This is a genomic window from Schinkia azotoformans LMG 9581 (assembly GCF_000307855.1).
GTDB classification, from domain to species: Bacteria; Bacillota; Bacilli; order Bacillales; family Bacillaceae_J; genus Schinkia; species Schinkia azotoformans.
The window spans coordinates 1-23070 of sequence record NZ_AJLR01000115.1 but is presented as its reverse complement, the minus strand read 5'-3'; the positions used below and the strand labels follow the sequence as shown (position 1 = coordinate 23070).

Annotated in this window: 28 protein-coding genes; 7 read left to right on the top strand and 21 right to left on the bottom strand. The window is 35.6% G+C overall.

The genetic code is table 11. The features are described 5' to 3' along the window. Positions 1-120: 120 nt before the first annotated feature. The 13 genes from nfsA to BAZO_RS12585 form a co-directional block, all read right to left on the bottom strand. Positions 121-876: an oxygen-insensitive NADPH nitroreductase gene (gene nfsA, locus BAZO_RS12640; RefSeq protein WP_003331955.1), complete on the bottom strand. Its 756-nt coding sequence runs from the start codon at positions 874-876 to the stop codon at positions 121-123. A gap of 6 nt (positions 877-882) precedes the next feature. Further along, positions 883-2121, bottom strand: a complete 1239-nt coding sequence (locus tag BAZO_RS12635; RefSeq protein WP_003331954.1) for a DUF2812 domain-containing protein — start codon at positions 2119-2121, stop codon at positions 883-885. Between the two features lie 19 nt (positions 2122-2140). Continuing rightward, a complete protein-coding gene (locus BAZO_RS12630; RefSeq protein WP_003331953.1) occupies positions 2141-3202 on the bottom strand; it encodes a hypothetical protein in 1062 nt (353 codons plus the stop codon). A gap of 2 nt (positions 3203-3204) precedes the next feature. Further along, the gene (locus BAZO_RS21245) at positions 3205-3543 is read right to left on the bottom strand and encodes a DUF1835 domain-containing protein (RefSeq protein ID WP_003331952.1); all 339 of its coding nucleotides are present in this window, start codon (positions 3541-3543) and stop codon (positions 3205-3207) included. Between the two features lie 17 nt (positions 3544-3560). Next, positions 3561-3887, bottom strand: coding sequence for a hypothetical protein (locus tag BAZO_RS12625; RefSeq protein WP_039957515.1), 327 nt, complete (start codon positions 3885-3887; stop codon positions 3561-3563). A gap of 52 nt (positions 3888-3939) precedes the next feature. After that, positions 3940-4158: a tautomerase family protein gene (locus BAZO_RS12620; RefSeq protein WP_003331950.1), complete on the bottom strand. Its 219-nt coding sequence runs from the start codon at positions 4156-4158 to the stop codon at positions 3940-3942. Between the two features lie 146 nt (positions 4159-4304). After that, positions 4305-4748: an NUDIX domain-containing protein gene (locus tag BAZO_RS12615; RefSeq protein WP_003331949.1), complete on the bottom strand. Its 444-nt coding sequence runs from the start codon at positions 4746-4748 to the stop codon at positions 4305-4307. Positions 4749-5053: 305 nt separating this feature from the next. Further along, a complete protein-coding gene (locus BAZO_RS12610; protein ID WP_003331948.1) occupies positions 5054-5530 on the bottom strand; it encodes a hypothetical protein in 477 nt (158 codons plus the stop codon). 111 nt (positions 5531-5641) lie between these two features. Further along, the gene (locus tag BAZO_RS12605; RefSeq protein ID WP_003331947.1) at positions 5642-6247 is read right to left on the bottom strand and encodes a hypothetical protein; all 606 of its coding nucleotides are present in this window, start codon (positions 6245-6247) and stop codon (positions 5642-5644) included. Positions 6248-6369: 122 nt separating this feature from the next. After that, positions 6370-6702, bottom strand: coding sequence for a hypothetical protein (locus BAZO_RS12600; protein ID WP_003331946.1), 333 nt, complete (start codon positions 6700-6702; stop codon positions 6370-6372). Between the two features lie 237 nt (positions 6703-6939). Continuing rightward, positions 6940-7341, bottom strand: coding sequence for a DUF3888 domain-containing protein (locus BAZO_RS12595; protein WP_003331945.1), 402 nt, complete (start codon positions 7339-7341; stop codon positions 6940-6942). A gap of 67 nt (positions 7342-7408) precedes the next feature. Beyond that, positions 7409-7624, bottom strand: coding sequence for a hypothetical protein (locus tag BAZO_RS12590; protein ID WP_003331944.1), 216 nt, complete (start codon positions 7622-7624; stop codon positions 7409-7411). 163 nt (positions 7625-7787) lie between these two features. Beyond that, complete coding sequence (locus tag BAZO_RS12585; protein ID WP_003331943.1) at positions 7788-8360, bottom strand: nitroreductase family protein; 573 nt, start codon at positions 8358-8360, stop codon at positions 7788-7790. Positions 8361-8591: 231 nt separating this feature from the next. Here BAZO_RS12585 and BAZO_RS12580 point away from each other — a divergent pair, with 231 nt between their 5' ends. Both BAZO_RS12580 and BAZO_RS12575 read left to right on the top strand, forming a co-directional pair. After that, positions 8592-9353 carry a MerR family transcriptional regulator gene (locus BAZO_RS12580; RefSeq protein WP_003331942.1) on the top strand — a complete coding sequence of 254 codons (762 nt, stop codon included), beginning with the start codon at positions 8592-8594 and terminating at the stop codon, positions 9351-9353. A gap of 227 nt (positions 9354-9580) precedes the next feature. Then, positions 9581-10174, top strand: coding sequence for a Uma2 family endonuclease (locus BAZO_RS12575; protein ID WP_003331941.1), 594 nt, complete (start codon positions 9581-9583; stop codon positions 10172-10174). Between the two features lie 72 nt (positions 10175-10246). Here BAZO_RS12575 and BAZO_RS12570 read toward each other — a convergent pair whose 3' ends face one another. Beyond that, a complete protein-coding gene (locus BAZO_RS12570) occupies positions 10247-11167 on the bottom strand; it encodes a VOC family protein (RefSeq protein WP_003331940.1) in 921 nt (306 codons plus the stop codon). Positions 11168-11331: 164 nt separating this feature from the next. Between BAZO_RS12570 and BAZO_RS12565 the strand changes: the two genes are divergently transcribed. After that, positions 11332-12549, top strand: coding sequence for a CynX/NimT family MFS transporter (locus BAZO_RS12565; protein ID WP_003331939.1), 1218 nt, complete (start codon positions 11332-11334; stop codon positions 12547-12549). A 67-nt stretch (positions 12550-12616) separates the two neighbouring features. On the opposite strand, the gene BAZO_RS12560 is transcribed toward BAZO_RS12565, so the two are convergent. From BAZO_RS12560 to efeO, 5 genes are all read right to left on the bottom strand, one after another. After that, complete coding sequence (locus BAZO_RS12560) at positions 12617-12826, bottom strand: hypothetical protein (protein ID WP_003331937.1); 210 nt, start codon at positions 12824-12826, stop codon at positions 12617-12619. Next, complete coding sequence (locus tag BAZO_RS12555; protein WP_003331936.1) at positions 12819-13211, bottom strand: SET domain-containing protein; 393 nt, start codon at positions 13209-13211, stop codon at positions 12819-12821. The genes BAZO_RS12560 and BAZO_RS12555 overlap by 8 nt, the downstream gene beginning before the upstream one ends. Positions 13212-13344: 133 nt before the next feature. After that, complete coding sequence (locus BAZO_RS12550) at positions 13345-15099, bottom strand: FTR1 family iron permease (protein ID WP_003331935.1); 1755 nt, start codon at positions 15097-15099, stop codon at positions 13345-13347. Positions 15100-15158: 59 nt separating this feature from the next. Continuing rightward, the gene (efeB, locus tag BAZO_RS12545) at positions 15159-16463 is read right to left on the bottom strand and encodes an iron uptake transporter deferrochelatase/peroxidase subunit (protein ID WP_003331934.1); all 1305 of its coding nucleotides are present in this window, start codon (positions 16461-16463) and stop codon (positions 15159-15161) included. Further along, complete coding sequence (efeO, locus tag BAZO_RS12540; protein WP_003331933.1) at positions 16464-17324, bottom strand: iron uptake system protein EfeO; 861 nt, start codon at positions 17322-17324, stop codon at positions 16464-16466. A 256-nt stretch (positions 17325-17580) separates the two neighbouring features. Between efeO and BAZO_RS21790 the strand changes: the two genes are divergently transcribed. Then, positions 17581-17754 carry an ROK family protein gene (locus BAZO_RS21790; protein WP_235786734.1) on the top strand — a complete coding sequence of 58 codons (174 nt, stop codon included), beginning with the start codon at positions 17581-17583 and terminating at the stop codon, positions 17752-17754. Between the two features lie 363 nt (positions 17755-18117). Here BAZO_RS21790 and BAZO_RS21240 read toward each other — a convergent pair whose 3' ends face one another. Next, positions 18118-18984: a helix-turn-helix domain-containing protein gene (locus BAZO_RS21240; RefSeq protein ID WP_003331931.1), complete on the bottom strand. Its 867-nt coding sequence runs from the start codon at positions 18982-18984 to the stop codon at positions 18118-18120. A gap of 979 nt (positions 18985-19963) precedes the next feature. Here BAZO_RS21240 and BAZO_RS12525 point away from each other — a divergent pair. From BAZO_RS12525 to BAZO_RS12515, 3 genes are all read left to right on the top strand, one after another. Continuing rightward, positions 19964-20314, top strand: a complete 351-nt coding sequence (locus BAZO_RS12525) for a hypothetical protein (protein WP_003331929.1) — start codon at positions 19964-19966, stop codon at positions 20312-20314. 61 nt (positions 20315-20375) lie between these two features. Then, positions 20376-21239: a putative bifunctional diguanylate cyclase/phosphodiesterase gene (locus tag BAZO_RS12520; RefSeq protein ID WP_003331928.1), complete on the top strand. Its 864-nt coding sequence runs from the start codon at positions 20376-20378 to the stop codon at positions 21237-21239. A gap of 59 nt (positions 21240-21298) precedes the next feature. Continuing rightward, positions 21299-22423: an HD-GYP domain-containing protein gene (locus tag BAZO_RS12515; RefSeq protein WP_003331927.1), complete on the top strand. Its 1125-nt coding sequence runs from the start codon at positions 21299-21301 to the stop codon at positions 22421-22423. A 231-nt stretch (positions 22424-22654) separates the two neighbouring features. Here BAZO_RS12515 and BAZO_RS12510 read toward each other — a convergent pair. Further along, positions 22655-23070, bottom strand: a 416-nt coding sequence (locus BAZO_RS12510) for a GGDEF domain-containing protein (protein ID WP_039957507.1), incomplete at its 5' end; no start/stop codon positions are given.

Sequence of the window (23070 nt, the reverse complement as noted above, 5' to 3'; positions counted from 1 at the left end):
TAATTAAAATAACTTGGGAATGCCTTTATATACGATAGACCATTGATTAAAGTTTCATTCATTTTTATGGTTTATCTGCCGCTGGAAGTGGGACGTAGTTCCCGACCCCGTGTCTCACAGCTATTCTAGAGAAAATCCTTTCCTTTCAATGAATTCACGCATATGCAGTCTTCGCTTTTCTTTCATGAAATCAGCCATTGTTTTCGTCCAATTGGTTTCCTTGTTGTTGCTGGTTCTGGCTTTATAATAATCGTTCATAATTTGATCATACTCATCCAAAATCGTAAGGTATTTCTCCTCATTGTATTCATTTTCGTGGATGATCGCTTCGAGCGGCAGTCTTGGTTTGACTTCGTTTCTCTTTGCAGGAACCCCCAAGCATAACCCAAATAGCGGGAATACCTTATCAGGAAGGCGAACTAATTCACTAATCTGTCCCGGATTATTACGGACACCCCCAACATAACATCCGCCATATCCCAAGGATTCAGCAGCGGTGATTACATTTTGGGAAATTAAAGCCGTGTCTATAACTGCTACCATAAAATTTTCAAGGGTATCATGTTCAATTGCGATTCCATGTTTCTTACATGCGTACTCCAACCGTTTTAGATCCCCGCAAAATAGTAAAAAGTCCGAGCAGTCACTGACCTGCTTTTGGTTACCAGTGAGTTCAGCAATTTTGTTTTTCTTTTCCTGATCAGTAACATGAATGATCGAATAAGCTTGGACAAAATGGGATGAAGGAGCACCTTGTGCAGCCCGAATAATTTCGAGTAAATGCTCTTTAGGAATAACATCAGTAGTATAACGCCGAACAGAGACATGATTTCGCATCAAATTAACTGTTTCCGATAAAGAATTTTGCTTTGTCATGAATAGTCACCTTTTTCTAATTGTTTTATCAAGCGGGACGCAGTTCCCGACCCCGCGTCCCATAATCTTCTTTTCAACATTTTCTATAACTGAATTAATATTTGCGTAGCCATGATAACGAACATGCATGACGTATTTCCCTCTAGATGCGAAAACTTCTTTAAGCTCCTCTTCCTCATGAATAATCAATAGATCAAAGTTTGGATGCTTTGTTTTAACATAATCTTCAAAAGGATCTTCATACCTATACCATTTTATTAAATCAAAAATTAGATTATCCGCCATAGCTGGAATTCTCAGTTGATAAAACCTTGTTTCAATACTTGGTGAATATCCACCACTCCCGTCCTTCCACGATTCCCCAGGAACTACCCCGTTTTCATCAGATTTATATTGCACCGGTGCAAATGGGCTCCAATCATACGTATATCTGTTTGCCCAATCAACATTGTCACTCATATACGCGGGTTCTCCCCGAACTAAGGCAGGATTCTGCTCTATATCTGCTAATCTGACAATTGGTAGGTCCAGACTTACTTCTGGCAATGTTTTCGTGTCACCTTTTACTAGGTGTAAAACTGGAAGGATTATACTCAACCCAACAACTAGTGTAAATAGGAAAGCTATCGTTGAATTTCTTCGGAAGAGTTTCTCCCAAGGGGCATGATGATCAATCGGTTTTCCTTTGATTAAATTTTTCCGCAAAGTACGAATGAAAATAGCCGCTTGCAGTGATTTATAGGCCAAATATCCGATGAAGAAGGTTAAAATAGTTTGTTGAATAGCCTGCCCTTCAACTAAAACTAAAGTAGGTGTACCATCTAAAAACCAAATAGAAGTAAACATCCCGATCATTAAGAGCATTGAGACAGCAATTACACTAGCATTCATAGCTAATTTCTTATCCAGTTCCTTTAATGTATGAGATTGCTCGGCAGGATCTGTATAAAGCTCTTGTGCATCAAGCTCCTCTGATGATGAAAACACTTTAAAAAATTGGTAGCCTGTCACATAGTCCCATCCGCTTTCTGCATACATCTCTATTTGTTCAGGTGAAATCTTCTTTTTCATTAATACATCTATTCTATACCTCATTTTCTTTGGTTCACCTTTAACAAAATGAGCAAAATATATTCCCATTTTTTTGAGATGGAATCCCTTAGCCGCCATGTCTTGGAACCAGCTTTCATGCTCACCGATCCGCCAATAATCACTGGGACGAAGTTTGAGGACTGTCTTATTCATTCTCATCACCCTCCTCTAACTACAAATCATTTAACACTATAACTTCCCCATTTGACCCATTCACCCCATATTCGCAATCTAATTTTCCGCAAAGCACATATTGTTTTTGTTCAAAATCGTAGACATAGTAAGATTTAAGCTCAAACCGTTCCTTGACTTTTTTATATGCTTCTTCTTTCGTTATCCTTACTTTATCAGGGGCTTGAAATTGATTAAAAATCTCCAACATCGCTTGGTTATCCATGTAATTTAACACTTCAAAACTCTTCGCATCAATCATGATCATCAGTTTCCGTTGAAATACTCGATTATCTTGTTTGTTCGTTCTCAATATGGCATGAATGTACCCTTTATCACGGTGAAGTGTTTTTAAAGTCCATTTTCCGGTTTCATTAAGATATTCTTGCCTTAAAAAGTCCTTAACTGACGTTATACATTTTTCCTGTTCCTCTGTTGTGATTGGAAATGAATCCGGAGAGGGCTCGGAAGAAAATGCTTGCTCAACTGATACATCCTCAATCCAATTAATTTCTTTTTGTTCAAACGTTTGATTAATAGGTTTATCCCAATAAATCGTTTCGTCTACTTTAAAATATGACCTTGTATCTGCGAAGACTTCAAATGGAATGATCGACATTTGATCATTTCTCACATATATCTCTTCTACTACAAAAATGGGAAATAATCGCTTTTGTTTATAAGAAGGAAATTCAATTAGCTTAAGCTGTTCTTTAGCAATATGTACTACTTTTTCTAAGGTAAGTGTATACAGCTCTTCCTTTACCATTTCCTTTGGAGGAAAATGACCATGTATCGAGAAAAAAGTGAGTTTCCCTTTATGATCAAATTTAATTTCAATATATCCTGAAGGGGAGACTGCAACTCCATCGATGCATTCTTTATAAAGGAGACTCCCCTCCTCTTCCTTATGTAGTTGAAATTGCTTTCCATATTTTAATCCTATTTCAACTTCAACCCATTTTATAATGTCTGCCTGATTATTTTGAGCAAACTTAACCCCATTTTTTGCATATGTTTTCCCCTGTACAAAAATAGCACTTTCAACTTTATGACTCCTCACGTTTATATCAATACAGGCTGTATCCAAATAACAATCGGAACATGATCTGGTATAGCATCAATTTCCGCAAGAGTTTTGGAAAATCTCTTTTCATACTCTTTTTCGATAAAATCATTTGGATAATTCAAATGATCCCGCAGCCATTCGTATCTGCGCTTTCTCCCCACTTTTTCAGGAAGCTCCTTTATGGGGCCAACTGCAAAAAAGTCTGGAAACCCAATCACTTTATTCTCACGTCCCAAACCTACACGCAAATATCCCGCAGGAGATTCACCACATACGAGATGTACCGTATTATATTCTCTTTCAATGTTTCTATTATTTTGCTGAAATTTATTCACTGACTGTACATCCCTTTCTATCGCACTCTTACAAGCATCAGAAGGTAACTGAGTAAATAGGCAAAGCATGTAACACCAAACAAGGCAAATATGCCGGGAGTCATGGCCATATACAAACTAATTGGCAATGCCCATAGGAAAGCAATTAACATTAAAAGCTTTTTAGACATTATAGACGAAGTGATTGCTAAACAAGCAGGAAGAAATAACATGATGAACGTATTTATTATGGGTTCAATATCAACCGCATTTGAATAAGGATTAAAGAAGCTAAGGGAAATCCATAGACAAATTGACAATAGACCAGAAATTAACCCCAACATTGCTGATACTTTTTTAGTCATGTACGCCTCCTTATCTCGAATACACCTCTTCATACGCAAGCTAAGAGCTTGTTCATTCTGTTCCTTGCTTCCCAAAGCCTTCGCCAAATTTTAATGAATGTAACTGTCCATCAGTTGCCCAATTTTCACGTTCGTATTCATCAAACAATACTGTAATCCATTCCTTTTTAACATTTAAAGTTTTTACTGCTTCTTTTGTAACAGCTTCGACAAATTGCTGTTTTTGTTCAATCGTTCTACCTTTCGCTAATTTAACAGTTATAATAGGCATTTTACCCACCCCAGAATTTTAATTTATATGATCACTTTCGCTACCTCTAATTTTAACATAATTTCCCTGCCCCGTTTTTAAATAAATAGAAAAGGCGTTTACGCTTTTATTGCATAAACGCTACCCGTTATCCTTGAATAAGGATATCACTTTAACGAATAAATGATTTCACTATTCGCAAGAGCATCTTTTAACCATCGAGGATGCATTTTCAGTAAATCATGAGGTAGGTTTTGTATTTCAAAAAATTTGATTTCAAGTGATTCATCCGAATTACATCTAAGTTCTCCACCTGTAATTTCAGCAAGAAAACAAGTTGTTATAAAATGTACTACTTTACCACTTGGATAAACAAACACCTGTGAATTAGGGTCAGAATAAACACCAATTAACTTTTTAATTTTAATATCTAAATTGGTTTCCTCTTTTACCTCCCTTATAGCTGTTTCAGAAACTGTTTCTCCTATTTCTACATGTCCCGAAGGAATACCCCATAATCCTACATCTGCCCTTTTCTGTAATAAAACTTGATTTTCCTCATTCAAAATAATTACAGCAACACCAGCTTTTAATTCGTCAATTCTTTCCATACGATTAACCTCCTTTTAAAATAAAAAGGTCCGAAAAGAAAGGTTTCAACGCATAACAAATACGCTGAACCTTTCCCCTCGGACCTTTTATGTCAATAGGTGCCTTTTACATTTTGTAAAAGATGTAGACCTCGGTCACAGCCCTATATAAATAGCGGAACCCTATCTACAATTTTCCAGTTCATAAATGAAGATTATTATTTTTACTACATTTAATATATTACAACAAATCATTAAATAATTGAAGGGGTCTTGTACTAAGGACTGTTTACTAGAATAAGCGAGATGTTGAAGATGGTTGTTACTTAATTATTCTTTAAATGTATAACACCATCACTTCTTACAACACGGAAAGTTAAATCATCCTCAGCACTAAACACAGAAGCAGAAGTTACACCCGTTTTATTTTCACCGGTAAAATATAGGCCATATCCATTATTTTCAGGGTAGCCATACAAATAACAAACCACTTTTCCATCCTTCATAAAAACAATTTGGTTCATTCCTTCACTTACCGTTTCGCTAATATTGTCCCATTTATATCCAACTGTAGCATAGATCATATCCTTTGATGCGTATGGATCAAAGGAGTATGCTACATCCCATTCAAATGGAGTTAGATCTGATAAATTGACTGTTTCAACAGATTCTCCAATCGTTAATACTTCTTTTTTCAACGATTCTGCATTAACATCCCATAAGTCCTTCTTTAATAGATTTATCAACACAAAAATAGACAATATAATGGTAACTACTGTCGCAACTGTCCTTTTGGATTTCATTTCAATATTCCCCCTCTATATTTAGTAACAAATACGAAAAATGGCAATCCCTCCTCTTCGAAGAATCGCCGTCCATCCATACCAATGCGAAAAAGTACTATTCGCTAAATTCTATTTCATAAGTTTTATGTAACAAATATCTTTGCAGTCCTTTTGAATGCAGTATTGCCTTCTCCGCATAGCTTTTAGCATCCAATAAGTTGTTAAGCTTTTTTTCCGTTCGGCTAATAAGGCGTTTTTCATCCACTTCGATGAAATTTTTTCAATGGCATTATTAGCACCATTGATATCGCCATCTTCTAATAAAACAATAGCTTGATAGTAGGATTGATAGGAAGGATTCTTAATTTGTTCAACTTGCGATCGTATGACTGAAAAATTTTTAAAATACAAGGCTTCCGCAATTTTATAATGGGCTTGACGTGATGGTGACTTATACTTTTTTAAAAGTTTTTCTGTTAAATCTCTAACATCCTCATCAAGCCGATTTGCCATTGCATATACAATATAAAAATTTGGATTTCGTTTATTTTTTAATAGAAACTTTTCAATCTTATCAATATCCGTTTCCAAAAGAACAGTATACAGCAACGGAAGCATAACCCCCACTAATATTAAAACCATTACAGTACCAACTATGAACACATTGTCAACCTGAAAGAAATCTAGCACGAAAAAGCTTATTAAACTGATAACAAATGTATTGACATATCTCAAGCAATCACCTCCTGAAAATCATTTTAGTTGCTAACATAGAGCTATGGGCATTAAAATATTCGTCGATAATCTCTCTAATTTCATAAAATACATCTTGATTTATTACTCCCGTTTTTCGCTGTTTAAATGTCTCTCTTTAATTTAAGTGTGTTACTGTCACGATATACAATCAGAGTAATTACATTTAATATGATGGTAATGATGAGAAGAACTTCCGCGGCAAATACAACAGCACCCATTGTATCCATAAGGGCAGTCCAATCCTTACTCTTTACCAGATGATAATGATAGAAAATCTGGAAATATAGCGAAATAGCACAAGCACTAATACTCATAATGGATAGAACAAACCAATTATTATGGGCATTCTTTTTGTATCGCATTAGGTTAACAACAGGAAGTATCCAAGCCACTAACCCAAGCACGAGACTGACAACGTTAAGCCAACCAATCATATCTAATCCCCCTAGTAATTTTATATTTCTTCCTTCTTGTGCAGCAATTCCACAATAAAAAGAGGGGAGTTCCTTTTAAATGTGACTTTTTTTAACATATCCACTCTCTCCACCCTAAACACATATATATCATCACAAAACTCGTTAAATAAGGCGGATTCCTTCATGTTATTATTTAATATATTCCTCCTTCTTTAAAGCCTTTGGCTTCACTGAAGGCTCTACCCCAACTGTGTATTAATTGAACTCGACTATGGGAAACGTTTTTAAATGTTTATATTCAATGAGCTCTCCGTTAGAACTTACTATGACTATATCCTCGCCATACGTGTTATGAGCACGATAATAAGGGAGAACCTTTAATGTGATCGCATAGGCTCCACCTACTCCATTCATCTGCTTTATCTTCAGAATTTCCGTATCATATGAAGCCCAAGTAAGCCCCTCTGGTGCATTCTTATCATCTTGATAAATTTCAGCTATTGCTTTATCAATCGGTTCTCTTAGGGTATTAATTAAGGCATATTTCAACGTATCGCATAGTTCCGTATCAGCTTCATTTAGTGTTTGTGAATGAGCTGGTGTATTGTAGCCTACTAAATATAATCCTAACAAAAGTAAAACAATCAATTTTTTCATTATCATCACCTCAGTTTAGTTTGCGGAAACTAAACTAGCCTTATACAGATGCAGTGATACCCCCCTCTTAATCTTGCTGGCTATTTAATAACTGTTCTACTTTCTTTTCTAAATCTTCAATTCTTGATTCTTGTTTCATAAAAATTGTAATTAATACCGCTAACAAGAATGCTATAAAAATAATTAAAGCCCAAACATTATTTAGAATTAGACCGAGGAAGAAAGTAGCGGCAAACCAGCAAATAATGATGCAAAAAAGAAATATTCCAATAAAATCTTTCAATTTTAAATCCCCGCTTTAGTTGAAGTTTTTAATATGCAAGTGCAACGAAGTTACCCTTATTTTAACAAAATAAAAGGAATATTTGGAATGTAATTACCAATTAATAAAAAACACCATCTCCTTTAAGCTCAGGAAATGATGTTCTCCAACCCTTTCTAATCAACTATTCCTCTATCCATTTTGTAAATTGACTAAAATGGGGCTTAATTCTTTCTGGTGGGGTCATGTCGGGATATCCAAGGTAGAGAAATGCAACGATTTCTCCATTTTCTGAGAGTTTGAAAAGGTCTCTTACCATTGGGTGATAAGTTCTTGCGCCCGTTCTCCAAATAGCGCCAAGACCCAGACTATGGGCTGCAAGTAACATATTTTGTATGCAGCTGTTCACAGCGGCATATTCTTCTTTTATTAAAACCTTTGGCTTCTCTGACGGCTCTACTCCAACTGCGATGACGACAGGTGCTCTTAATGGTTTATTTTTCAGCTTTTCTAATTTTTCCTGACTGTTCTCAAGTTCACTTTCCGGAAGTTTTGATTTTTCAATCTCAACAAATACATCCCCCAAACGCTTTCTCCCTTCACCTGTTAAAACAAAGAATCTCCATGGATTAGTATGGTGATAATTCGGAGCATCTGTACCTGCTTCAAGAATTTTCTCAATCATTTCCTTTGGAACAGGAGTATCCTTCACTCTACTTATACTTCTTCTCGTTTTGATTGCTTCCAATACATCCATTTAGTTCTCCCCTTTTTATGAATCAATATAATAATTCTATGTAGTATATCTACATTAATGACTTTTCCATTTGCTTTTGTTTTAAATCATTATAATTGGCATATCTCCAATATGCTATTCATATCCTCATCCTTATTCTCAGATAATATTTTTTATAGATATTTTTAATTCCCCTTGACCTTTACGCAACGTTAAGGTTTATCATATGAATTGTCAGGAGGGAGATCTGTTATGGAATATACAGTGAACAAATTGGCGCAGTTATCAGGGGTGAGTGGTCGGACACTTCGTTATTATGATGAAATCGGGCTCTTGAAGCCTGCAAGAATAAACTCATCTGGTTATCGAATTTATGGTCAAAAAGAAGTAGATTTACTTCAACAAATTTTATTCTATCGGGAATTAGAGTTTAGTTTGGAAGAAATAATAGACATCATCAATCAGCCTGAATTTAATCAAACAGAAGCTCTAAAAAGCCATTCTGCCCATCTTAAGAAAAAACGAGATCGACTCAATAAACTAATTATAACGGTTGAGAAAACAATAGCCGCTAGGGAGGAAAATTTAGAAATGACAGATAAACAAAAATTCGAAGGTTTTAAAGAAAAATTAATCAAAGATAATGAACAAAAATATGGCAAGGAAATTCGCAACAAGTATGGCGATGAAACAGTTGATGCAAGCAATGCAAAACTAAGGGGAATGTCCCAAGCAGATTATCAAGCTATGACAAACTTAGGTGAAGAAGTTTTTGAATTACTTGAAAGAGCGTCTGCGACTGGTGACCCTGCGTCCGAACTGGCGCAAGAACTTGCAGCCAAGCATAAAGAATGGTTAATGTATTCTTGGGCTGACTACTCTAAAGAAGCCCATGCCGGACTGGCTGAAATGTATGTAGCCGATGAAAGATTTACAGCTTACTATGATAAAAAGGTTAAAAATGGAGCGCAATTTCTACGGGATGCAATATTAATTTATGTAGGAATGCAATAAGGCTTACGGATTTTCTTTGGGTCAATTTTCTTCATTCAAAAATAATAAAATAAATTCAAGATTAAAACGGTGACTAAATAGGGCGAATGGGGATTTCCAGTTAAGTCCCTGTCCCCGTTTCCGTTATTTAACGGTTTGAAATAAAAAGTTAAAATTGTCCCTCGCCCCTCCTATTAACGGATATGCTATACTGGAATCAGCTATTTTCTATTTCGGAGGGATTAGAGATGAGTGAAAAAGGACAAGATCAAGCAAAAATCCATATAAAAGAACAAGTTCTTACATACGATGACTATGCAACAATTAATGATGGAAATCGTTATGAATTAGCAGGTGGAAAATTAGAGTTAATGAGTCCCGCTCCTTCAGTTACTCATCAGTTACTAAGCATTGAAATGATAAAAAAGTTCACACAAAGTTGTGAATCTGACTACATCATTTTGGATGCTCCAATTGATGTCATTTTAGCTTCTACTGAAGTCAGACAGCCTGATCTTGTTCTCGTTCATCGAAACCGTATTAATATTTTAAGTAAGCGTGGCGTTGAGGGCCCCCCAGATTTAGTTGTAGAGATATTATCTCCTTCCACACGAAAACGAGATAAAATTGATAAATTAAAGACCTATTCTTATTACGGCATTCCTGAATACTGGATTGTCGACCCTGCAATTTTCGTATTAGAGCAATTTATTTTACAAAATGAACGATATGAACTAATTAATATTTTCCAAGATAGTGAAATTATCACTTCTCCAAACATCCCTTGCATTTCCTTCACAATGGCTGAAATTTTGAACAAAATCCCTCCTTCATTAATTTAAGGTGGGATTTCTCTTTCGATAAATTAACAAAACGTCATTTCGATCAATTAATGTGAAATGACGTTTTTTATGTTATCCCTTGTACGCTTTCTCCAACTCCGCCAGATCAAGTTTCTTCATTTTGAGAGTTGCCTTGTTTACACGATCAATTTGTTCCGGTGTGCTCTTACTGATCATCTCGTCCATTGCCTTCGGTACAATCTGCCAGGACAATCCATACTTATCTTTTAACCAACCGCATTGCTCAGCTTCGGGAACAGCAGACAACTTATCCCAGTAGTGATCAATCTCTTCTTGTGTGTCACAATAGACCATAAATGAGATAGCCTCATTGAAACTAAATTTATGATCATGTGCACTATCCATTGCAGTGAACCACTGATTTTCAAGCATGAAATCAGAAAACATAATGGTTCCTTCTTTATCAGGTTCCATTCCTTGAGGGTAACGGGCAATATGGCCTTGCTTTGAATTTTTAAATACAGATAAATAAAAATTCATCGCCTCCTCCGCTTTGCCGCATTGATCACCGACAAACAGTAGTGATGATATGATCGTAGGCCGCTCCTCCCCTTCAGGATTGGTAAGGATTAGCTGCCACGACAAACCATACTTATCTTGAATCCAGCCATACTTCTCACTAAACGGATACTTATCAAGTGGCATTAATACTATGCCATCTATGGATAATTTGTTCCAAACCTCATTGATCATTTCACTCGCGTCCTTTTCTCGTGACGGGTCAAAATTCACCATGAAAGACACCGACGGATTGAATTTAAAATAAGGCCCTGCACTAATTGCCATAAACTTCTGCCCCCACAACTCAAAGGAAACTAAATCCGCGTCACCTGAAGGTGTACCGTGGAGTGTTGTTACATTCGTCATTCTTGAATCCGGGAAAATGGAAGCATAAAACTCCGCTGCTTCTTTTGCCTCTTTGTCATACCACAAATGTGGAACGATGTTGATGTTTTGAGTTATTTTTGCCATAGTGATTCCACCTACCTTTTTTGTCTCTAACAGATTATAGCTTTATTCTTTCTTCCCTCAAATATAACACTTATATTTGATTACATCATTTGTAGTATGGAAATATTTCCGTTACACTAAATTTAAAAAATAAATGGGGAAACGGAAGGAGATTTAATAAATTAATGGAGGCGCAAAAAACAGTTTTAGATACTGAACAAAGTAAAAATAAAGAAAAGAGTCGGATTTTATTACTTATTGGAATATTATTAATTGCTTCTAATCTACGTACTCCTTTAACATCTGTTGGTTCGTTAGTTCCCACTATTCGTGATAGTTTAGAAGTAAGCAACGTAGTTGTTGGTTTTATTACAACGTTACCATTACTCGCTTTTGCATTAGTTTCTCCTTTTTCACCAAAGGTTGCACATCGGATAGGTATGGAAAAAACAATTTTCCTATCCATGATCGTACTGTTGATCGGAATAATGATGCGTTCAGTTACCGGTGTCGGTACCTTGTTTATCGGCACCGCCTTAATCGGAATTGCCATATCTTTTGGGAATGTGTTATTACCAAGTTTTGTAAAGACAGGGTTTCCTTTTAAAATCGGTCTAATTACGGGGCTTTATTCTGTTTTTATGAACATATTCGGTGCATTAGCATCAGGATTAAGTGTACCACTTTCAAATATAGGTAATTTAGGATGGCAAGGAGCCTTAGGCGCTTGGGCAATTTTAGTTATTATTGCACTCTTTTTTTGGTTTCCAAAACCCAAAGCTTCCAAAAATCCATCCAAATTTAACCAAAGCAACAATAGAAAGAAAACAAATATGTGGACTTCTTTTACTGCTTGGCAAGTGACCATTTTCATGGGATTTCAATCTCTTATGTATTATACGATGTTGACTTGGTTGCCAGATATTATATTATTTAATGGATATTCCTTGAATGAAGCAGGGTGGATGCTCTCTCTTATGTTATTTTCTGCGATTCCTCTAACGTTTATCATGCCTATTATTGCTGATAAAATGAATAATCAAAAATTATTAGGTGCCATTACAGGTGTTATTTTTCTATTAGGCGTAATTGGTTTACTTAATGGGAACCAAAGCTTGATTATTATTTCAGCGATTTTGCTTGGAGTAGGTTGCGGTAGTGGGTTCAGTTTATCGTTGATGTTTTTTACATTAAGAACAAAAGATGGGTATGACGCTTCGGAACTATCCGGGATGGCCCAATCATTCGGTTATTCACTTGCTGCGCTGGGACCTGTTTTATTTGGTGGAATACATGACCTTACGGGAAGTTGGACTGCGCCTTTGTATATGCTAGTTTTTGTTTCTATTATTCTTCTTATTGCTGGATGGCTTGGTGGTAGAAGGGTCATAATTAATGAATAAAGCAAAAGATATGCCAGATAATGTGGTGGGGTGGGACACAGTTCCCGACCCCGTGTCCCATATTATTTTAGCGTGAAGCTTTAGGAGGTTGGCAGACATCACATTTACGTTGGTGATTATTTTTAAATTTCGTAAATGTTTTTTCAAAATTATTACCACATGCACATTGAAATAGTAACTTTTGTGAAAAACCGTGGTATTCCGTTGTTAGTAACTTACTATCCGAATTCTTTTCAACAAATTCTTTAATTTGACCGATCGTCCATCGTTTATTCATTCTCTTCCTCCTCCTGATCAAACCACAAACGTTCTTTGTCATCAACATCACCATTATAATTAATTAGAATCTCATCTCCGGCTTTTATATCTGTATAAGCATAGAAGTCAAATGTGTGATTTTTAAAATTAATTTCATAAGTGGCATTCGGTTCATATGAATGATTAAACAGCATTCCATAACCTAGAAGGATTGCAGAATGATTGATCCCATACTCAAAAGCATAATCAGCAAGTAAGGTTTTCTCAATGTATTGATGCTGGTCGTTTGGATAAGAAATGACAGGGGCTTCATGTATTAGCTCCCCTTTTTTGATATCACATGTAGCAAATACCCCTCTATTAAATTCTCCATCACTTAGTGGTGATTTTTTTATCTCAATCATGTTGTTCGCCTACTTACTTTTTAATTTTTTATCTAAGTGTAACAATAACATGGAGTTCTATGGATTGCCAGTAACTTTAACGGGACATAGTTCCCGACCCCGGGGTCCACCCGCCCGACCCGCATCTCACTGCCTATAATCTTGCTTCATTTCGCTTTATCCATAAACTAGTTCCACAAATAATCACAAATAATGCCAGCTGCGGAATAAATGTTTCAAGGGATGGAAAAAGACCGATCCAATCGATATGTGGGAAGTCGTGCAAGCTGTGTGTTGGAATAACTCCCGCTACTTGTAGAGAATGGATACTCATTCCAAGAATTTTAAATGCTAAAAAGTAAATCAATACAGTTGCTACTATGAAAAAGGGACGAATAGGAATATTTACACTATAACGAATAATTAAGAACCCGATCACAAGTAAAATAACAAAAGCAATGGCAATACCAAGTGATAATTGACTGAGTTCCATATTAGGAGCCATCCCTGCATAAAAAATAATGGTTTCTGCACCTTCTCTAAAAATTGCTAAAAAGCTGATGGCACTAAAGGTAACAAGACTTCCTGTAGCAATTGCTTTACCCATATATTTTTGAATATAGTTATTCCATTTTTTAATATTTGTATTATTATGTAGCCACATTCCAACTGTAATCATCATAATAACTGCAATAATACCAACAATACCTTCGATATATTCGCGACTTGATGCAGCTGTGAGTTTAGAGAATAGGAAGGTAATGAGGATAGCAAACAACGCACTCGCACCTACACCGGCAGCGACACCGCCCCAAATCCATTTTTGCTTATCAGCATGATTCGTTTTTCTCAAAAACGCAAGCAGGGTTGCCACTATTAATAGAGCCTCTAACCCTTCACGAAGCAGTATAAGCGCCGCATCCCAGTAAGAATAACTCATCGAAGTTAAGAGCGGTTCAAGCCGTGTTTTTAAATCCAATAATACTTCAGTTGCCCTGTCAGTGTCTTTATTTGTCGAGCTTAGCAAACTAATAACAATTGGAATCTTCGTTTCCATATCACTATATAGTTTGCTGTCCCTGGTTGATACTTCCCCTTCAACCATTGGCCATATTATTAAGGATTGGTTCAATTCTGTCGTGGCCTTTTTAATGTCATTCGATTGGATTGCTTCAATAGAGACACTAATGAAGTCCACCACGTCTCTTAGAGTATAGCTTTCATTTGAAGCTTTTTTTGTTTCTTTTCCAGTCAAAAAGTTATTAATTGCTGTAGTAAGTTCAGCCAAGCTATTAAGTGCCTTTTCTTGGTCCTGTGGCTGTTGTGTGATAGCAATTCGTAGGAAAGCCATTTTTGTTTCAATTTCGCCATAGGTTGCAACACTTTCGGCGCGAACTATTTTTTCAACAGCTGTCCATTGTACCTGTAAGTTTTGATAATGACGATTGGCAGTTCCATAATCCTCTACTTCAACTGCCGATTTGAAATCCTCCATGATTGGAAGTAATACCTTCAGCTTTTGTCTTTCTTTTTCTATATCAACCGGATTTTGTTCAGCATCATAATTGACTAAAGAAGTGGAAAGTGTGGAAAGCGCCTCGCTTATTTGTTCTTTATTCTTTGTTTCCAATGCAGAATAGACTGCCTTTAGCTGATTCTCAACCTGGGAAGCTACTTTACTCTCTTTGTTTTTCACCGTTTGAAAGGCTTCCTCGAATTGTTTCATATTTTGATAGATGGAGTCCCAATCTTCTTTTTTTGCTTTCATAATAGAATCACCGATATAAACAAACAATTCATCATGATTTTGAGCCGCATAACTATTCGAGGCTTGAAAAAACAATCCATTCAATAAAAATACAAAGGCAAGAAAAATGGTTGCCAGTTTGTTTCGAGTTAAACTTTCCATTATTATTCCACTCCTTGTAAAATGTAGAAAAAAACTTTGCTAGCTGCAAAGTTTCATTGTTATCCAAATAATGTCTGTCCGATGTATTCTCCTTTTTTAATTCCTGGAAAAATAGCAAAAATGGCGCTTCCACGGTGTACTGTATATTCATTAAGCTTATCGATACGGGACAATCGTTCCTGCATGGGTATGAATGAGGTTGACGGGCTTTGTTGGAAGCTTAAAAATAATAGTCCTGCATCAAGGCTACCTGTTTTAGGATCCATTCCATCCGCATAGGAATAAGGGCGACGTAAAATCTTTTGTTTACCATCACCAAAGGCAATACGGGCATGCGAATCTTCGGGAATTACATAATCGCCCTGCTCATTTTTTCGGGCCAAATCCATTTTTTCGTGTTCTTTTTCCTGACCTAACGGTGCACCCGAAGCACGGTGTCTACCAAATGTATTTTCCTGTTCACGAAGCGTGGTACGATCCCATACTTCTATATACATTTGAATCTTACGGACTATCAAATACGTACCATTTGTTAACCAAGCCGGTCCATCTTCACCCTGTACCCAGACATGTTTATTCATCTCTTTATCATCTACTACATTGATGTTAGCCGTCCCGTCTTTGAATCCAAAAAGATTTCGAGGTGTTTCTTTATTGGCATCTGCCTGCTTGGTCCGTTGAAAACCTGCCTGTGCCCAGTGAAGAATGGCTTTTCCACGAGCAATTCGGAGTAAGTTCCTTGCTGCATGAAAGGCCACCTGTGGGTCATCCGCACAAGCTTGAATACAAATATCGCCACCTGTCCATTCTTCTTTTAGAGCATCAAGCGGAAAAGGAGGAAGGTCAACTAATTCTTTAGGTTGCTTTGATTTAAGACCAAACCGATCCTTTCCATCTTTTACGAAAAGACTCGGACCAACTCCAAAAGTAATTGTCAAATTAGCCGCTGAAAGACCCTCCGCTTCGCCTGTATCCTTTGGCGGTACATAGCCATTTGTTAAAGCCTCTCCAACGGGCTGTCCTTGCGTCATCAGGGAAGCTGCGACTGTCCATTCTTGAAATAATGATTTCAAATCATCTAATGAAGAAGCTGTCACTTCTAGTGATGCAAAGTACACATGATTCTGAGCCTCCGTTGCAATACCAGCTTGATGCTTTCCGTAAAATGGAACGATATCATTTCCTAAAGAAGGCGAAGCATCCATTTTTTTTGCTTCGCCTTCTACCAAGTTCAAAACGCTTCCTGCTCCTGTTGCTCCAATGATTACACCAAGTCCACCAACACCGGCTAATTTTAATAAATTACGACGTGATATAGCATTACCCTCTCGCTTCGTTTGTTTGTCAGATTGATAATCTGCCACTTAAACTCCCTCCACAACGATACCGATTTGTGATAGCGGTTCAGCAAGTGCATCAAGGGCTTGACTTAATGCTTTTACTTCATCTTTTGTTAATTCCGTATAAGATACAAAACTATCACCTTGTTTATGCTCTGCTAATAATCGATAAAGTATTGAAAACTTATCACTAATTAGTTTTGAAAGGTCAGCATCTTTGACATCTAATGCTGGTTTTAATAATAGGTAAATTTTTTCGGCACCTTCCACGTTTGCCATGAAGTCATATAAATCTGTATGAGAATAACGATCCTCTTCACCGGTTACTTTTGATGTTGAAACTTCATTAAGCAGATCTACAGCACCAGTAATTAATAAATCAGGTGTTACCTCAACGGTTTCAACCTTTGCACGGAGCAAATGAACATCCTTCATTAGCTGATCCGCATAGTCTTCATAGCCTTTTGTCGTGTTATCAATCCATAATCCTTTTTCTAATCTGTGGTATCCGCCCCATTCATTTTCAGGAACATCACCTTCACGAGCATCAATCTTTGGATCCAAATCCCCGAAGACCTCTGCAATTGGCTCAGCCCGCTCATAATGAACACGACTTGGTGCATAAAGTTCTTTTGCCTTTTCTAAATCGCCGTTTTTGATTGCCGTTGTGAATTCTTCAGTCGCTGTAACAAAAGCATCAATTTCTCCAATTGCATATTCACGATATTGCTTAGTCACTTCCTCAAGCGGATTCGAAGTCACCGCTGTTGTTTCCTGTTTAACACCCTCTTGAGACGATGGCTTTACCGTTTCATCCGATTGAGCACAACCGAATAGTAGAGTACTAGATAAAAGAATGACAAATGTTACTGATATTTTTTTCATAAAATAAAACACTCCCCTTATGTATTTTCAAACTGATATTGATATTCATTCTCATCTGTATGTAAATATTATACACTTTTGATAACTGTTTTCAATAACTTTTTTATAATGGGACACAGTTCCCGACCCCGTGTCCCGTTCTTCTGGTAGCAAAAACGTTGAAGCCTAATGAGCTCATTAGGAATGGAACAAGAATCTGATAATACATTTGTGCGGAATAGGAGTTCCCGGACAAGCGGGTCCAGATGATAACATTTTGTTTGCACCCAATTTAAACTGGAAAAACATCGATTTACAAAAAATTATCGAGGAGCAATTTCATATTCCAACGAAAATTGAAAATGAAGCAAATGCCGGGGCACATGGAGAACAACTATATGGGCTGGAAAAAACGTCAACAACCAAGTGTATATCAGCATTGGAATGGTAAATATCATTAACACCTTTAACCCATAAGTCAAGTACAGAAATCCGTTTTTCCCTTTTAGGCAACTATTCTACTGCCATTGGAGCAGCTTCTTTTGCCATTGCCAATTTCTTTTCAGAAAAAAAAATAATACATGTTTATTGAAATTCTATTTAACTATATAATGTTTTTAACTTAAGTTTGACAGAAGACACCACTATAACCCTTGTAAACATTGAGTTTTCAAGGGTTTAAACGATGGTGTAACACTATGCTTTTGCCAGAAATTTCAACAAAAAAAGTTACTAATTTAAGTAAAGATTTATAAACAACGTGAAATTTGGTTTAATGTATCAGTTTATACAAAACTATATATAAATATACAATTTATATTTCTTCTTTAAAAATGTTTGCTGCTTCCTGGGCGGAGTACCACTTGACAACTTTGCCCAGGATCTTTACGTCTAAACTTTTTGTATAAACCATTGGAGACATGTTGTTGTTTTCTGGGATAAGGACGACTTTCTCACCTTCTCTTTTAAAGCGTTTAATTGTCACATTGTTGTCCACCATGACTAATGCAACTTCCCCGCTCTCTACTACTTGCTGCTGTCTGACGAGAGCATAACCACCGTTTTCTATTCCTGCATTGATCATCGAATCTCCTTTGATCCGTACGATAAAACAATCTTTATATTTTTCTTGAACTTCAAGATAACCTTCTATGTAAGGAATCGCCTCCATTGGTGCTCCAGCTGCTGCTACGCCTAACACTGGTAATTTAATCATTTTACTTTCATTACTATAGTTGTAATCGGACTTCTCAATTGTTATTTTTGAAGTATTATTTTCAGCTTCATTTTTATTTCTAGTTGATTGTCTTTTTATCATTAGTTCTGCGCCTTTAATAACAAAAAACAAGTCTTCTCTTTCTTTACGGCTTAACTCATTGAAAATAGAAATAACTTCATTGATGAGAAATTCATCATCAAGTTTTTTTGTCTTATAAGACAATTCGTTTATTTTATTAATCGCAGGGGCATTTCCTGTGATAAGCCAATCAATACTGACTCCTAATGTTTTGCTAATAGCGTATAAATTGTCGGCCCCAACGACTACAGCCCCTCTTTCAACTTTACTTAATGCACTATTTGACATACCTGTAGCTTCCTGTAAATCGTGTAGCGTCATATTTCTTTCTTTTCTAACACTGCGAATGCGTTCTCCTAATTCTTTTATCAAGATGTCCGACATATTACATCTCCTTTCGCACTTTAAGACATCTTTCGTATTTTAAGAAAAAAATCATTGACATTCGTCCTAAAAGACTATAATATTCAATTGTAAGCAACCTGCTTCTTAGAATATTTATTTTCACTAAGAACTCTTATATGCCTAACCTTTTTCCGGCAACAGATGTCGGTATTTAAAATGCTTTAAAAAATTGTACCAACTTGAAAGTAAACTAACCTTGAAAGAAATTGAACGTTACAAACAAGATTAGGAGCCTTACTTGAGCAATGCATCTTTGTATTTATGACGGAGTTATTGAATAACAAAACGGATCAACAATTCCTTGCTCATTAAATCTATCATCTACTTACACAAACTTTTTTTAACATTTCGTAGTTTTAGTCTTCGGGTGAGATCATTTGCCAATGACGCGATTGAAGAAAGGAAACTTTACCGTAAAAAAGACAGACCACAACCCGTTAACATTTTTCGGTTATCTCATTATAATATACCAAAAAATCCTCCGAATTCTCTGCTGGTAACGATTATTATCTTTTTTTAAATTGAGTTATACCCTGGACAAGGTCCGAATGGATCCCATTATCAAGTTTTAAACCACTTATTTGAAAAACCCACTAGCAATTGTTTCACCAAATAAATTACCGACTTTAGTGATTTTTGTTCAGAAATCTCTTCTTGTCTGTAATCATTATAAAGTATTATCAATTTTATCAAAAATATTGCGACATGTTTTTCTCAAATTACATTACAACAGGTAACTGATGAATTCGCTTGTTGAGGTCTAGTAAAAAGATACTAATTACTTCACATTGTCATTACTTTAAATGTTAACATCCATAGGAAAAATATAATCCCCATACCATTTTGTTACTTTCTTTATGACTATTGGTCATGAAAAATATGACTTTTCGAAATTACAATTAAACTGTATAAACCCCATTTTTCTGGGAGCAATAATAAAAAAGCTGGAGGAAAGTAAATGATGAAAGTATTACCAACTAGGGAAGGCAGGATTGATTACAGTAAAGATATGATAACCATTAAAAAAGAAGTAGAAAGGGCGGCAATAATGACTATTGAAACAAATTTAGTGCCATATCCTAAAAAAGTAAAACAAATTTTTCTAAAAGCAATTGAACAGAAGCAAATTTTGGAGTTTCTTTTAAAATTACTAATTACAAACGATAATGGGCGTATCCATTTTTATAGATATATAAAAACGTCTATATATGCAATAGGAATTGGCATTAACTTGAATATGAATACTGAAGAACTCATTTTACTTGCAAAAGCTACTTTAACTTTTGAAAAGAACAAAAATGCTTATTGATGTTATTTACAATTAAATGTATCTATAGTCCTTAAAAATTAATGTGTTAGAGGGGGATAAGATGGACATTAAAAATAGCAACAATACAGGAGAAGACCAAAGGTTATCAATAAAAAAATTCAATCAACATCAGTTGGAATCCACTATTGATTTTCTTAATAGACGATACTTTGAAAAAGAGTTACAAAGTGCATTAATAGAGGGGAAAATTGATTTAGTGTACCAGCCTCAATACTGTCTAAACACTAACAAGATAATTGCTGCGGAAGCATTAGTTCGTTGGCATCATCCAACTATTGGAAAAATATCACCTGGACAATTTATACCATTATTTGAAAAATCTGGACTTATTATTCCGTTGGGGAAGTGGATTTTCGACAAAGCTTGTAGACAGTTGCAATATTGGCATTCAAACGGATATGAAGTGAAACTATCCATTAATTTTTCTTTTGCTCAACTACATCAAGAAAATTTGATCGAAACGATTATTCAGACTCTTACAAAAAACAAAGTTGATCCAGCATTTTTGGTATTTGAGCTAACAGAAACAATGACTATTCATAATATCGCGAATTTTATTTCAATTATCGATGATATAAGGACATTAGGGATTCACATCGCATTAGATGACTTTGGAACGGGTTATAATTCTTTAAGTTATTTGGCACAGCTTAATGTCGATGTATTGAAAATTGATAAGTCCTTCATAAATAAAATAAATAATAGCAAAAAAGACAAAATCGTTTTTTTATCAATTGTTTCTCTCGCTAAACAATTAGATTTACCTATTGTTGTTGAAGGGATTGAAACAAAAGAACAAATGGAGTTTGTAAAAAAGGTGGGTTGTAATATTATACAAGGCTTTTATTTTAGTGAACCAATTGGTGGAGAAGATTTTGGAAAGTTACTAGTAAAAATGAACTAATAGAAAATTGTATATTGAAATCGGCACAAAATTAATATTTATAGAGGGAGGAGTGTATTATGAATCAAAGAATACCGATTTCAAAAGTTAAACCGGGAATGATTTTGTCGATGGATGTGATAAATCATAATGGGAGCATTTTGCTTAAAAAAGGTGTAATGTTAACTGATAAAACAATTCAGATCTTATTTAATAAGTACAGTATCAGTGAAGTTGTTGTTAAATATGAACACAATGGAGAGGCTAAAAATAACAATCATAAAATGGAGATAATCGGGGCAAACCCGCAACGATATACTAATATTATAAACCAGTTAAACCATTTAGATAGTACTGGACTATTGGATATGATTAAAAATGATGCAATAAAGGTCGGAAAAATGATGCTTGAAACTAATTTTATCCAGCATACAAAAAAAGTAGAAAGTATTTTTTTTCAAGCAATTGATCGGACCGAAATATTAGAATTACTATTAAAATTTCGTGTGATCAGTGAAAACGGCAGGGAACATTTTAATAGATATATAAAAACATCATTACTTGCAACTGCAATTGGTATTAATTTGAATTTGAGTAATAGTGAACTAGTTTTACTTGCAAGAGCTGCCTTATTATACGATATCGGAAATTGTCTTGTTGATCAAAATCTTTTAAATAGCGATTATGTTTTACCTAAAAACGAAAAAAAGAAATTGAATGAACATGTGATTATTGGTTTTCAAATATTACAAGAAAAATTTCCAAAAGAGATTAGTTTGCCCGCTTATCAACACCATGAACGATTTGATGGATCGGGTTATCCTAATGGTTTAAAAAATAATGATTTACATCTTTTCTCAAGAATCATTGCTGTTGTAGATGTTTATACTGCATTAAGTTACGCTCGACCTCATCGACCTGCATATCCAACGAGCGAGATAATTGAGTTATTACTTGGTTCTGGAGATATTCTATTTGACTATAAAATTATTTCGGAATTTTTAGAAGTTATAAATATTTACGCTGAGGGAAGTCTGGTTTTGTTAAATAATGGAGATGTTGGGATTGTTACAGAAATCAAGGGTAAACCAATTGGCAAGCCTGTAGTGAAACTTATATATGATAAAAAATGGAGAAGTCTACATGGCAAAGAAATAGATCTTAGTACAAACAACTTGTATTTTATAAAGAAAGTGATTGATTAAGGAAAAAACTAGGACAGTGGAGAGAATGAATCCAATAACAATATTGATTGCAGATGATCAAACATTAATGAGAGACGGTTTGAAAACTATTCTTGAACTAGAAGATTCTAAGTTAAATGCCCTTTCCAAATAGGCATTCATCAATCATTTAATGTCTCGGGACCCCAAAGCATGATGGAAACTCCGCTTAAACAAAGAATCCCAGCACTTCTCCAATTTTGTTTAAAATCTTCAAGCAAAAAATTTATTCATGTTGCATATCGGTTTCTTGATAAAGCTGTGCTTTATTTCTCCCCGTGTCTTTTGCATGGTATAATCCTTTGTCAGCGCGTGAAAGCAATGCCCCATGGATTCCCCATGATGGTAAGTTGCCACACCAAAAGAGCAGGTATTTCGATGAACAACTGGGAAATCATGTGATTCGACACTCGAGCAAATGTACTCTGCCAATGGTAACGCCTCTATTTTTGAAGTTTCTGGACAAATTAATAAAAATTCCTCGCCGCCCCAACGCCCAAAAATATGATTTTTCGGAATGAGTTCAAAAATCATGGGATGGAACGGAATGATATACAAAAAGCTTAACGCCTGAATAATAACTGTTAATAAAAGGATTGACCATGCAATAACATAAAAACGGGCAATTC